Annotated in this window: 12 protein-coding genes; 4 read left to right on the top strand and 8 right to left on the bottom strand. The window is 65.2% G+C overall.

Features of this window, described 5'->3' with window-relative positions:
• Window positions 1-16 precede the first annotated feature (16 nt).
• Entirely contained in the window at window positions 17-226 is a 210-nt protein-coding gene (locus X265_RS26320) for a ferredoxin (protein ID WP_128967467.1), read from the bottom strand.
• Window positions 227-374: 148 nt separating this feature from the next.
• Here X265_RS26320 and X265_RS26315 point away from each other — a divergent pair, with 148 nt between their 5' ends.
• Complete coding sequence (locus tag X265_RS26315; protein ID WP_128967466.1) at window positions 375-1022, top strand: TetR/AcrR family transcriptional regulator; 648 nt, start codon at window positions 375-377, stop codon at window positions 1020-1022.
• On the opposite strand, the gene X265_RS26310 is transcribed toward X265_RS26315, so the two are convergent.
• The 4 genes from X265_RS26310 to X265_RS26295 all read right to left on the bottom strand — a co-directional run bounded on the left by X265_RS26310 (window position 1019) and on the right by X265_RS26295 (window position 5066).
• Window positions 1019-1657, bottom strand: coding sequence for an aspartate/glutamate racemase family protein (locus tag X265_RS26310; protein WP_128967465.1), 639 nt, complete (start codon window positions 1655-1657; stop codon window positions 1019-1021). The genes X265_RS26315 and X265_RS26310 overlap by 4 nt on opposite strands.
• Before the next feature lie 158 nt (window positions 1658-1815).
• Entirely contained in the window at window positions 1816-2829 is a 1014-nt protein-coding gene (locus X265_RS26305) for an amino acid ABC transporter substrate-binding protein (protein ID WP_128967464.1), read from the bottom strand.
• Window positions 2830-2841: 12 nt separating this feature from the next.
• The gene (locus X265_RS26300) at window positions 2842-4191 is read right to left on the bottom strand and encodes an aspartate aminotransferase family protein (RefSeq protein WP_128967463.1); all 1350 of its coding nucleotides are present in this window, start codon (window positions 4189-4191) and stop codon (window positions 2842-2844) included.
• Between the two features lie 2 nt (window positions 4192-4193).
• Entirely contained in the window at window positions 4194-5066 is an 873-nt protein-coding gene (locus tag X265_RS26295) for a MurR/RpiR family transcriptional regulator (RefSeq protein ID WP_128967462.1), read from the bottom strand.
• Between the two features lie 87 nt (window positions 5067-5153).
• On the opposite strand from X265_RS26295, the gene X265_RS26290 reads away from it, so the two are divergent.
• On the top strand, window positions 5154-6338 hold the full coding sequence (locus X265_RS26290; RefSeq protein WP_128967461.1) for an amino acid ABC transporter permease: 1185 nt from the start codon (window positions 5154-5156) through the stop codon (window positions 6336-6338).
• A 2-nt stretch (window positions 6339-6340) separates the two neighbouring features.
• Entirely contained in the window at window positions 6341-7447 is a 1107-nt protein-coding gene (locus X265_RS26285) for an amino acid ABC transporter permease (protein ID WP_128967460.1), read from the top strand.
• A gap of 148 nt (window positions 7448-7595) precedes the next feature.
• Here X265_RS26285 and X265_RS26280 read toward each other — a convergent pair whose 3' ends face one another.
• Both X265_RS26280 and X265_RS26275 read right to left on the bottom strand, forming a co-directional pair.
• Entirely contained in the window at window positions 7596-9011 is a 1416-nt protein-coding gene (locus X265_RS26280) for an amidase (RefSeq protein WP_128967459.1), read from the bottom strand.
• 45 nt (window positions 9012-9056) lie between these two features.
• Window positions 9057-9833, bottom strand: a complete 777-nt coding sequence (locus X265_RS26275; RefSeq protein ID WP_128967458.1) for an SDR family oxidoreductase — start codon at window positions 9831-9833, stop codon at window positions 9057-9059.
• Window positions 9834-9987: 154 nt separating this feature from the next.
• Between X265_RS26275 and X265_RS26270 the strand changes: the two genes are divergently transcribed.
• Window positions 9988-11061: a tartrate dehydrogenase gene (locus X265_RS26270; RefSeq protein WP_128967457.1), complete on the top strand. Its 1074-nt coding sequence runs from the start codon at window positions 9988-9990 to the stop codon at window positions 11059-11061.
• 67 nt (window positions 11062-11128) lie between these two features.
• Here X265_RS26270 and X265_RS26265 read toward each other — a convergent pair whose 3' ends face one another.
• On the bottom strand, window positions 11129-12202 hold the full coding sequence (locus tag X265_RS26265) for a malate/lactate/ureidoglycolate dehydrogenase (protein WP_128967456.1): 1074 nt from the start codon (window positions 12200-12202) through the stop codon (window positions 11129-11131).

Genomic DNA, 12202 nt, shown 5'->3' with positions numbered 1-12202 from the left:
CGCGCGCAGGGCCGCGCTACTCCTCGATCACATCGATTGCGATTTCCGGGCAATTGGCCTTGGCAAGCCAGACCTTGTCTTCGAGGCCGGGTGGAACGGTACCGTCGCCCGCTTCGTGAGCGTTGCCGTATTCGTCGAGCTCGAACAGCTCCGGCGCGAGCGCCTTGCAGCGTGCGTGGCCCTGGCATTTGTCGGGATCGACGTGAACCCTCAGTCGCTCTGTCATGGCGGCTCCCTTGGTCGTATGCGCGACCCCGAAAGGTGGCGCGTTCCCCATATGAGTTTTATCCGCGGCTTTGGTCGCGAAGTTATATGATATTACATTAGCGCCGGGCTTCCCCTGTCAAGCGCAAACTTATAGGCTTCGCCGCGACATGCGCTCACAAGTTGCTCGTAAGGCCGGAAACACCTACCACCATGGCGATCTCCGCGACGCCTTGATCAAGGCTGCGTTGCGCGAGGCGGAGCAGGGCGGGGCTGAAGCCATCAGCATCAAGGCGCTGGCAAAGCAGGTCGGCGTTTCGCAGCCGGCGCCCTACCGGCATTTCGCCGATCGCGACGCATTGCTTGCCGCGGTCACGGCAGAAGCCTTCCGGCAGTTCAGCGCGATGTTGCGCGCGGCGATGGCAAAGCCGTCGAAGCAATCGAAGCTCTCGCGCCTGGCGCAGGCAACGCTCGATTTTGGCCTGCGCCGCAACGGCATCTATCGTTTGATGTTCGCCTCGCGGACGGTGTCATGCGCCGCCAAGGGCAGCGAGTTGCACGAGGCTACGCGCGAGACCTTTGCGCTCGTGATCGAAGCGTTGGACGCGCCTGCGGTCGGCTTCTTGCGCGAGCGGCAGGCGCTGAAGATCTGGGCGGCGCTGCACGGCGTGGTGATGCTGGCCGAGCAGGGGCTGTTCACCGGCGAGGCGGCGCATGCCACGCGCGAAGAACTGGTCGAGGATTTCGTGAACGAGACGAAAGCCGCCCTTGCGGTCGCGATCAAGGACGCGCGGCGCCAGAAACAGGCAGGCGCTTAAGCCGCTGCCTTCAGGAGGCGCATCAGCTTCTCGACCGCGCTGTCCGGCGTCGTCACGACGGGCCGACCTGTAGCCTTCGCGACCAGCGGCGCCGTCGATGCGATGCTGAACTGAGCGAGCGCGATGACGTCGCAATCGTGCAGGTCCCTGGACGCCTCGACAATCAGCCGGTCATGTGTGGCGCGGTCGCCTCGATCCAGTGCGGCTAGCGCGCCCTCGACGAGTTTCGGCACGATCCGGACGGAGGCCGGAAACTCCGGCGGCATCGAGACCAGCGTCGGCGGAAAGGTCGAAAGCAGGCCGATGCGCTTGCCCATCGTCACCGCCCGTTCGATCATCGCTTCGTTCGGCTTCAGCACCGGCATCGGCGAATGGGCCCGCGCAACCGCCTCGATGCAGGGACCGAAAGCCGAACAGGTGAACAGGATCGCATTAGCTCCGGTCGCCGCCGCATAGTCGCCGAGCGCGAGAAAGCGCTCGGTCATGGCGTCGTTGAGCCTGCCATCGCGCGCCAGGTCCGCCGACAGGCTGTCGTCGAGCAGGTTCATCAAGCGCGCCTCCGGCCATGCGGCCGCGAACGCCGCCTCGATCGGAGCGATGGAGTGTTTGAGAGCGTGGATCAGGGCGATGCGCATGGGGATGCCTGTTCTCCCTCTCCCCGCTTGCGGGGAGAGGGTCGGGGTGAGGGGGGAGTCTCCGCGGAGACGGTGAGAGTTGAATCCGCGGAGAGTTCCCCTCACCCGACGCGCGTTGCGCGTCGACCTCTCCCCGCAAGCGGAGAGAGGTGAAGTCGCTACTTGAACGGCAGCGCGTACATCAAGCCGCCCTTGCTCCAGAGGCCGTTGAGGCCACGCTCGAGCTTGAGCGGGCTCGCCTTGCCGACATTGCGCTCGTAGATCTCGCCGTAATTGCCGGTGGCCTTGATCGCCGCGACCAGCCATTTGTTGTCCAGACCGAGCCGCGAGCCGAGATCGCCGGAGGCGCCCAGCAACCGCTGGATCGCTGGTGTCTGCGACTTCGCCATCTCGTCGACATTGGCTTGCGTCACACTGAGCTCTTCGGCTTCGATCAGGCCATAATGCAGCCAGGTGATGATGTCGCTCCAGACCTCGTCACCGTTGCGGGTGAACGGTCCAAGCGGTTCCTTGCTGATGGTCTGCGGCAGCACGACATAATCGGCCGGGTTCGGCGCTGCGGTGGTGACGGCGCCGGCGAGCGCGGAGGCGTCCTGGGTCATGGCATCGCAGCGGCCGCCGAAGAAGGTCTGGTACATGGTGTCGACGCGGTCGAACACCAGCGGCTTCCAGTCGATGCCGTTGGCGCGGCCGTAATCGCCGAGCGTAACTTCGTGTGTCGTGCCCTGCGCGACGCAAACGGTGGCGCCCTTGAGGTCCTTGAGATCCTTCACGCCGAGATCCTTCTTCACGACAAAGCCCTGGCCGTCGTAGAAGTTGATCGGACCTTGGCGCAGACCCAGCGTGACGCCGCGCAAATAGGTCTGCGTCGAGTTGCGGTAGAGCACGTCGATCTCGCCGGACTGCAGCGCGGTGAAGCGGTTCTGCGCGGTTAGTGCCACGTAGCGCACCTTGTTGGGATCCCCCAACACGCCGGCTGCCAGTGCACGGCAATAGTCGACGTCGAGACCCTTGTAATTGCCTTGCGAGTCCGGTGCCGAGAAGCCGGCAAAGCCGGCGCTGACACCGCACACCAGCGTGCCGCGGCTCTTGACCGTGTCGAGCGTCGCCGCTTGCGCGGCTATTGCTGATGCCGCGAGTACGCCCGCGGCGATAGCCACTTTCCTCATCATGCAACTCTCCCCTCAGTGATTGACACTGCGCACTACGTTGTCGACGGCCGTGCCGAGCTTGTCGACGATCTGATCAATCTCGTCAGCTGACGCAATATAAGGCGGCGCCAGCAGCACATGATCGCCGCGGACGCCGTCCACGGTCCCGCCGCCGGGATAGCAGCCGAGCCCGTTGGCGAACGCCTCAGCCTTGATCTTCTGATGAAGCTTGAGCGCCGGATCGAACGAGGTCCGGCTGGCGCGATCGGCCACGAGCTCGATCGCCCAGAACAGGCCGCGGCCCCTGATGTCGCCGACATGACGATGATTGCCGAAACGTTCGGTGAGCCGCTGCTCGAGCTGCTTGCCTCGCTCTTTGACACGGTCGAGCAGGCGATCCTCGCGGATCACGTTCTGCACCGCGAGCGCCGCCGCACAGGCGAGCGGATGCGCGAGATAAGTATGACCGTGCTGGAACGCGCCCGAGCCCGAGCGGATGGTGTCGATGATCTTGCCGCTCGCAAGCATCGCCCCGATCGGCTGGTAACCGCCGCCGAGCCCCTTTGCGATGGCCTGAATGTCCGGCGTGATGCCCTCCTGCTGCCACGCATGCGTGGTGCCGGTACGGCCCATGCCGCACATGACCTCATCGAGGATGAGCAGTGCGCCATGGCGGTCGCAGATCTCGCGGACCGCCTTGAAGTAGCCCTCCGGCGCGGTCACAGCTCCGGCGGTGGCGCCGACCACGGGTTCGGCCAGAAATGCGGCGATGGTGTCCGCGCCAAGTCGCTGAAACTCGGCTTCGAGCTCCGCGGCGAGGCGTGCCACGAACTGCGCATCGGATTCGCCATCATGCTTCTCGTGATAGGCGAAGGCCGGAGTCACATGGCTGAAGGCGGACGAGAGCAGCGGTGCATAGGGTGCGCGGCGCCAGGCATTGCCGCCGGCGGCGAGCGCACCGAGCGTGTTGCCATGATAGCTCTGCCGCCGCGCGATGAAGTGCTGCCGCTGCGGCTCGCCGCGCTCGATGAAATATTGCCGAGCCAGCTTGATGCTGGCTTCGATCGCTTCCGATCCTCCGCTGACGAAATAGGCGTAGGCAAGACCGCCCGGCTCTTGGCCAACCAGAGTCTCCGCGAGCGCCTCGGCCGGCTCGGACGAGAAGAAGGCGGTGTGAGCGTAGGCGAGGGTCGAGGCTTGCTTCACCATTGCGGCGATCACGCGCGGATGCTGATGGCCGAGACAGGAGACCGCCGCGCCGCCGGACGCATCGATGATACGGCGCCCGTCCTCGGCAAAGAGATAAACGCCCTCGCCGCCGACGGCCTTGGGCGGCGTCTCCCGTAACGAGCGATGAAGCACGCGGCTGGTGCGGATGCTCATGGTCAATCTCTTTCTGAGACGTAGGTGGAAGCCGCGGCGAGCCGGGCTTCAGTGTCCTGAAGGCGCTTCCTGGCAGCGGCGCCGCCGAGCGAGAACGTCACCGCGGCCAGCGATTGCGCGATCGCGAGCGCGCCGGTGAGGCTCGGGAAGAAGCCCGGCGAGGAGGCCGCCTCGAACAGCAACACATGATCGGCGCCTTCGGCCATCGGCGCGGTGACGCTATCCGCGATCGCGATCAGCGTCGCGCCGGCGTGATAGGCGGCCTGTGCGACGCGGACGCTGGCATTTGTATAGGGCATGAAGCCGATGACGATCACGGCCTCGCCGGGGCGGAATGCGCCGAGATCGAGATCGTCGGGGCCGGAGGCGCCGACGATCTGCACCTGTTCGGGGCGGAACAGCCGGAGCTCGTAGTTGAGCAATTCCGCGACGCTGCGACAGCTGCGATAGCCGGCGATCCAGATCCGTCGTGCGTCGTGGAGGCCGCGGGCTGCGTCCGCGATGGCGTGAGCCGAGATGCGCGGCAAGCCGGCGGCCTCGGCCTCGAGCTTGTCGGTGATGAGGGTGACGTCCGCGTTCGGGCCGTGGCGGCGACCTTTCGCACGCGCCGAGAAGGGCGAGGCCTGCGACGGTCGCCGAGCCTCGGTCAGCGCGGCGCGCAACTCGTCCCAGCCGGAATAGCCGATCGCCTTTGCAAGGCGGGTGAATGCGGCGGGATCGGCGCCGGCTTCCGCGGCGAGATCGCGCATCGAACGGGTGGTGGCGTCGTAATCGTTGGCGGCGACGAAACGTCCGACCTCCTGCAACCGCAGGGGCAGCGAGGGCAGCGCGATGCGGAGTTCGCTCAAGGGAGAGGATTTCGCCGACACAGCCATGAAACATTTGTTGCATGCCTTTGGATTTGATGCAACACTTGATGCGCGCCGCCGGAAATCGTCGTTCTCGGGAAGGATTTTTGTGCTGTGACCTCGGATGTTCGCAGGCCGCCGCGCCGCAGCTTTTTCGGCGCGCTCGGCCCCAACGAGTTGAAGGGCCTGTTCTGGCAGGTCCTGGTGGTGGGCATCGCGGTTGCCGTCGTCCTCTTCCTCTGGTCCAATACCGTCACCAACCTCTCGGCCCGTCGCATCACCACGGGCTTTGCCTTTCTCGGCCGAGAGGCCGGAATGCCGATCGCCGACAGCCTGCTGACGTATAATCCGAGAGACACTTATCTCTGGGCGTTTGTCGTCGGCGTCGCCAATACGCTGCGGGTCGCGGTGATCGGCATCGTGCTTGCGACCATTCTGGGGACGCTGATCGGGATTTCGCGATTGTCGGCGAATTGGCTGCTGTCGCGGCTGGCCGCGGTCTACGTCGAAGTCCTGCGCGACATCCCGCTGCTGCTTCAATTGCTGTTCTGGTACGTGCTGATGCAGGCGCTGCCGGCCGCGCGCGCGGCGTGGCGGCCGGTCGAGGGCGTGTTCCTCTCCAATCGCGGTCTGATCCTGCCGGCCATCCCGGTTGGCTCGCCGCAGCTCCGGGTGCTCGGCACGGCCGTGCTGGGCTGCGCTGCATTCTTTGTCATCAGGCGATGGCTGGTCGCCCAGCAGATGCGCGACGGCAAGCCGCGGCCGGCCTGGCCCTTTGCGCTCGGCCTCATCGTCGTGCTGCCGGCGGCGGTGTCGCTGCTGTTCGGTGTGCCCTGGAAGATCGAATGGCCTGAGTTGCGCGGCTTCAACTTCGTCGGGGGGCTGACCCTCGCGCCGGAATATTTCGCGCTGCTGATCGCGCTCGTCACCTACACCTCCGCCTTCATCGCCGAGATCGTGCGCAGCGGCATCCAGTCGGTGCCGCGCGGGCAATGGGATGCCGCCAGCGCGCTCGGGCTGCGCCGCAGCTTCATGCTGCGACAGATCATCCTGCCGCAGGCACTGCGCGTGATCGTGCCGCCCATGACGAGCCAGTATCTCAATTTGACCAAGAACTCCTCGCTCGCGGTCGCGATCGGCTACCAGGACGTGGTCTCGATCGCCAACACGACACTGAACCAGACCGGGCAGGCGATCGAGGCGATCTCGCTGATCATGGCCGTCTTTCTCACCATCAGCCTTGGCATCAGCTTCTTCATGAACTGGTACAACGCGCGCATCGCGCTGGCGGAGCGTTGAGCATGACTGTTATCACCGGCATGCCGGACGTACCGCGTGCGGCTCGCCGTCCGCAAATCGGCAATCCGGTGCTGCGCTGGTTGCGCGCCAATCTGTTCTCGTCGATTCCCAACGGCATCCTCACCCTTGTTTTGCTGGCGGTGCTGGCAAAAGGGGTGATCGGCTTCGCGCAATGGGGCATCGCCAACGCGGTGTTGCTCACGCCGGCGAATGATTCGGCAGCCTGCAAGGCGGTACGGGGCCTCGGCGCCTGCTGGGCGATCATTCCTGAAAAATACCGTTTCATATTGTTCGGCACATATCCCTTTGACGAGCAGTGGCGGCCGGCGCTGTCGGTCGTGCTGTTCATCGCGCTGTTCTATCTTTCCACGCGGCGCGCGCTCTGGCGGCGCGAGCTCGGCTTCATCTGGATCGGCGCGCTCGCGCTGATCAGCGTGCTGATGTGGGGCGGCGTGTTCGGGCTCTCCTTCGTCTCGCAGGACCGATGGGGTGGATTGCCGGTGACGCTGATCCTGGCGACGTTCGGTTTGGCGTTCGGTTTTCCGCTGGGCATTCTGGTCGCGCTCGGCCGGCGCTCCAAGCTGCCGGCGATCCGTTCGCTCTCGGTGCTTTATGTCGAACTGATCCGCGGCGTGCCGCTCGTGAGCCTCCTGTTCATGGCGAGCGTGATGTTTCCGCTGTTCATGCCGGCCGGATTCAACATCGACAAGCTGCTGCGTGCGCAGATCGCGATCATCCTGTTCGCGGGCGCTTATCTGGCGGAAGTCATCCGCGGCGGCCTTCAGGCCGTGCCACGCGGGCAATATGAGGCCGCCGACGCGCTCGGACTGTCCTACTGGCGCAAGCACCGGCTGGTGGTGCTGCCGCAGGCGATCCGCCACGTCATTCCGCCGCTGGTCAATACCTTCATCGCCTTCTTCAAGGACACCAGCCTGGTGCTGATCATCGGCATCTTCGACCTGCTGACGACGGCGAAGACCGCGATCATCGATCCGGCCTGGCAGCAGTTCTCGGTCGAGGTCTACATCTTCGTCGCTGCGATCTATTTCGCCTTTTGCTTTGCGATGTCGCGCTATAGCCGCAGTCTGGAGGCGACGAGCAGGAGGTGAGGTCTCGTGTCCCGGACAAGGTGCGGCGCGCAAGCGCTGCGCCGCAGAGCCGGGACCGAGGGCTGCACGGGAGGCCTCGGGGAGACGGGCCCCGGCTCTGCAGCACACCGCGAAGCCGCGCTCCGCTGCGTCCGGGGCAGGAGAGCGGCTACTTCACCCGCGGATCGATCGGCGTCTGGCCGCGCAGGCCCAGAATGTCCTCCAGCACTTTGGCGCCCGCGATCACGTGCGCATCCGCGCGCGGGGCGCCGACCACCTGCACGCCGACCGGCAGGCCCGAAGCCGTGAAGCCGCAGGGCAGCGACAGCGACGGGCAGCAGGCGAGCGTGATGGCGTAGACGATGCCGAGCCATTCGATGTAATTGTCGAACCGCTTGCCGGCGCATTCGGCGACATAGCGCTGCTCGATCGGGAAGGGCGGCACGATCGTCGTCGGCGTCAGCAGCAGATCGTAGGTCTTGAAGAACTCGATCGCGCGCGCGGTCATGCCGACGCGCTGGGCCTCGGCGCGCGCGAGCTGCTCGACGGTGAGCTTGAGGCCTTCCTCGATGTTCCAGATCACTTCGGGCTTGAGCAAATCGCGCTTGGTGCGCAGCAGATTGGCCTTGGTGATCGCGAAATCGAAGGCGCGCAGCACATGGAAGCATTCATGCGCCTCGCGCCAGTCCGGATGCGCCTCCTCGACGATCACTCCGGCCTCCGCGAAACGTTCGGCGGCCTTGCGCGTGATCGCCTTCACCTCGGGATCGACAGGCGTGATGCCGAGATCGGGCGAATAGGCGATGCGCTTCGGCTTCTTGCCGGACTGCGCCGCCGACAGGAAGGAGGTGGCAGGCGCCGGCAGCGACAGCGGATCGTCTGCATAGTCGCCGCTCATGGCGTCCAGCAGCAGCGCGAGGTCCTCGACATTGCGGGCCATCGGTCCGGCGACGCCGAGATTGCGGTCGATGGCGGATTTGGGGGTATGTGCGACGCGGCCGATGCTCGGCCGCATGCCGACGATGCCGCAGAAGGCCGCGGGGCTGCGCAAGGAGCCACCCATGTCCGAGCCCTGCGCGAGCCAGGCCATGCCGGTGGCGAGCGCCACCGCGGCACCGCCGGAGGAGCCGGCCGCAGACTTGGTCGTATCCCAGGGGTTGAGCGTCGCGCCGAACACTTCGTTGAAGGTGTTGGCGCCGGCGCCGAACTCGGGCGTGTTGGATTTGGCATAGACCACCGCGCCGTTGGCCTCGAGGTTCTCGACCATGAGATCGGATGTCGCCGGGATGTTGTCCTTGAAGATCGGCGAACCTTCCGTGTTCAGCACGCCCGCGACGTCGGTCAGATCCTTGATCGGCAGCGGCAGGCCGGCGAGCAGGCCGCGCGCGCCGGCCGGTTTCCGCATCAGGGCTGTCGCGTTGGCCCGGGCCCGGTCGAAGCACAGCGTCGGCAGCGCGTTGACCTTGCCGTCGACCTCCTTGACGCGCTTCTCCACCACATCCAGCAATTCGAGTGGGGAAACGTCGCCGGAGCGCAAGATGTCGACGACGGCGCAGGCGGTTTCGCGGATCAGGTCTTGAGACAAGTATTTGACTCCTAGCTCACTCTTGCTTCGCAATGACGAAAGAAACTAACCCCAGCCGGCGCTGATGCCGCCGTCCAACGTGTAGATCACGCCGGACGTGTAGCCGGCACGGTCCGAAGCCAGGAAGGCCATGAGGTCGCCGATCTCGCGCGCATGCGCGGGGCGGCCGAGCGGCAGGCCTTTCTGGAATTCCTTGTAGCGGCTCTCGTCGCCGAACTGGTGCTTGGCCCGCGTCTTCAGCAGGGTGACGTGACGGTCCGTGCCGACGGGGCCCGGATTGATGCCGACCACGCGGATGTTGTCTGCGAGGCTTTTGCCCCCGAGCGCGCGTGTGAAGGCCATCAGCGCGGCATTGCCGGCGCTGCCGCAGATGTAGTTGGCGTCGAATTTTTCGCCGGCGGCACCGATGTCGTTGACGATGACGCCGCCGCCCCTGGCCTTCATCTGCGCATAGATATGCCGCGTGAGGTTGATGTACCCGAACACTTTCAAGTCCCACGCGTGCCGCCAGGTGGCTTCGTCGATCTTGTCGATGGAGCCGCCGGGAATGTCGCCGGCATTGTTGACGAGCACGTCGATGTCGGAGGCTTCCTTGGCGAGCCGCGCGACGTCCTCGGTCCTGCGCAGATCCACGACGCTCGTCGCAGCGTCGATCTGGTGCGCCGAACGAAGGCGGTCGGCCAGGGCCTTGAGCTGATCGCCACTGCGCGCGGCGAGCAGGAGGTTTGCGCCTTCCTCGGCAAACGCCTCGGCAGCGGCTGCCCCAATGCCCTTGGATGCGCCCGTGATCAGGACGCGCTTGCCACGCAGATGCAGATCCATGTGAGGTACTCGCAGGAGAGGAACAGGATGAAATCAGTAGGCGCTCGGCTGCGCCATGGTCAACATTGCAGTGCAGCGTTGCGCTGCCGCTGACTTTGGTCCATTGCAGTGCGGTCAAACGCGGCAGCTGCCGGATCAACCAGGGACGCTCCTAATGAGTAAGAAACAATACCGGATCGCAGTCATTCCCGGCGACGGCATCGGCAAGGAAGTAATGCCCGAAGGTCTGCGCGTTCTGGAGGCAGCCGCCAAGAAGCACGGCGTGTCCCTGCATTTCGATCATTTCGACTTCTCGTCGTGGGACTATTACGAGAAGCACGGCCAGATGATGCCGGACGACTGGAAAGAGAAGATCGGCAAGCACGACGCGATCTATTTCGGCGCGGTCGGCTGGCCGGCAAAGATTCCGGATCACGTCTCGCTGTGGGGCTCGCTGATCAAGTTCCGCCGCGAGTTCGACCAGTATGTGAACCTCCGTCCCGTGCGCTTGATGCCCGGTGTGCCGTCGCCATTGGCGAACCGCAAGCCCGGCGATATCGACTTCTGGGTGGTGCGCGAGAACACCGAAGGCGAATATTCCTCCGTCGGCGGCCGCATGTTCCCCGACACTGACCGCGAGTTCGTGACGCAGCAGACGGTGATGACCCGCATCGGCGTCGACCGCATCCTGAAGTTCGCCTTCGAGCTCGCGCAGTCGCGGCCGAAGAAGCATCTGACCTCGGCGACCAAGTCGAACGGCATCTCCATCACCATGCCCTATTGGGACGAGCGCGTGGAGGCGATGGCCAAGAAGTTTCCGGGCGTGAAGTGGGACAAGTACCACATCGACATCCTGACGGCGAATTTCGTCCTGCATCCGGATTGGTTCGACGTCGTGGTCGGCTCCAACCTGTTCGGTGATATCCTCTCCGACCTCGGACCCGCCTGCACGGGCACGATCGGCATCGCGCCGTCGGGCAACATCAATCCCGAGGGCGATTTCCCCTCGGTGTTCGAGCCGGTGCACGGCTCGGCGCCTGACATCGCGGGGCAGGGCATCGCCAACCCGATCGGTGCGATCTGGTCGGGCGCGATGATGCTCGAGCATCTCGGGGAGAAGGTCGCCGGCAAATCAATCGTCGAGGCGATCGAACGCACGCTGGCCGAGCGCACGCTGCGCACCAAGGATCTCGGCGGCAATGCCGACACCACGGCGTGCGGCAAGGCGGTGGCGGACATGGTCGACTAACGTAACCCAATAGACACGGCACCGTCCCGTCTACGGGACGGTGCCGTGTTATCTGCCGCGCTGTTGTTCAGCCAGCGATCTTCTCGATCGCCGCCTGATCCAGCCCGAACTTCTTGCCGGCCTCGAGGATCTCCTGCCACGTGGTGGGATCGACCGGAATGCCTTCGGCAAGACGCTTCTTCTTGGTTTCGCGCTCGGGTTCGCCCGCGATCTTCACCTTGTCGACGCCCGGGGCGGGTGGCGAGCCGGTGTGCCAGGCGACGAAGCTCTCGACTTCGCGTGCGAGGTTTTCAGCGGTACCGAGCTTGGTCGGATCGATGACGATCGAGAGCATGCCGTTGAGGACGTTGTACTTGCCGTCGGACGGACCCTTGACCACCTGCCCGCCGGAGAGCGCGCCGCCGAGGATTTCGCATACCAGCGCGAGCCCCGAGCCCTTGTGCTCGCCGAACGGCAGGATGGCGCCATGCGGCGGGATCACGGTGTAGCGCGGATTGGTGGTGGGCTTGCCCTCGTTGTCGATGATGGTCCCGGGCTCGAGCTCAACGCCCTTGTTGTGAGCAACGCGCGTCTTGCCTTGCGCGATCCTGCTGGTTGCGAAGTCGAGCACGATCGGCTCCTTGCCCGCGCGCGGGATCCCGACGCAGAACGGGTTGGTGCCGTGGCGCGCATCGCTGCCGCCCCAGGGCGCCACGATCGGGCGCGAGATCACGTTGACGAAGTGGATCGAGACCAGCCCGTGGTCGATGCACTGCTCGGCCCAATGCCCGATGCGGCCGATATGGTGCGCGTTGGAGAGGCCGACGAGGCACACGCCGTTGCGCTTGGCGCGGTCAGCCGCCAGCTCCATCGCTTCATGGCCGATCACCTGGCCGTAGCCGGTGAGGCCGTCCAGAGTGAGGAGCGGACCGGTATCGAGCACGATCTTGACGTGCTGGTTCACCGCAAGGCCGCCGTTGACGACGCTCTGCACATAACGCGGGATCATGCCGACGCCGTGGGAGTCATGTCCCTTGAGATTGGCCTCGACGAGATTGGTGGACACCAGCTCGGCTTCGCGGTCCGAGGAGCCGCCAGCCTTGACGATGGCGCGGATGGCATTGGTGAGCGGTTCTGCCTTGATGGTGCGATAGTCGGCCAT

It is taken from the genome of Bradyrhizobium guangdongense, assembly GCF_004114975.1.
Taxonomy (GTDB): Bacteria; Pseudomonadota; Alphaproteobacteria; order Rhizobiales; family Xanthobacteraceae; genus Bradyrhizobium; species Bradyrhizobium guangdongense.
Note: the sequence above shows the minus strand (reverse complement) of the source record. Positions and strands in the feature narration are given on the sequence as shown.

Excerpts from the sequence above, each read along its gene's own strand:
- X265_RS26320 (WP_128967467.1), bottom strand. The coding sequence starts at position 226 with ATGACAGAGCGACTGAGGGTTCACGTCGATCCCGACAAATGCCAGGGC.
- X265_RS26315 (WP_128967466.1), top strand. The coding sequence starts at position 375 with ATGCGCTCACAAGTTGCTCGTAAGGCCGGAAACACCTACCACCATGGC.
- X265_RS26310 (WP_128967465.1), bottom strand. The coding sequence starts at position 1,657 with ATGCGCATCGCCCTGATCCACGCTCTCAAACACTCCATCGCTCCGATC.
- X265_RS26305 (WP_128967464.1), bottom strand. The coding sequence starts at position 2,829 with ATGATGAGGAAAGTGGCTATCGCCGCGGGCGTACTCGCGGCATCAGCA.
- X265_RS26300 (WP_128967463.1), bottom strand. The coding sequence starts at position 4,191 with ATGAGCATCCGCACCAGCCGCGTGCTTCATCGCTCGTTACGGGAGACG.
- X265_RS26295 (WP_128967462.1), bottom strand. The coding sequence starts at position 5,066 with ATGGCTGTGTCGGCGAAATCCTCTCCCTTGAGCGAACTCCGCATCGCG.
- X265_RS26285 (WP_128967460.1), top strand. The coding sequence starts at position 6,341 with ATGACTGTTATCACCGGCATGCCGGACGTACCGCGTGCGGCTCGCCGT.
- X265_RS26275 (WP_128967458.1), bottom strand. The coding sequence starts at position 9,833 with ATGGATCTGCATCTGCGTGGCAAGCGCGTCCTGATCACGGGCGCATCC.
- X265_RS26270 (WP_128967457.1), top strand. The coding sequence starts at position 9,988 with ATGAGTAAGAAACAATACCGGATCGCAGTCATTCCCGGCGACGGCATC.
- X265_RS26265 (WP_128967456.1), bottom strand. The coding sequence starts at position 12,202 with ATGGCCGACTATCGCACCATCAAGGCAGAACCGCTCACCAATGCCATC.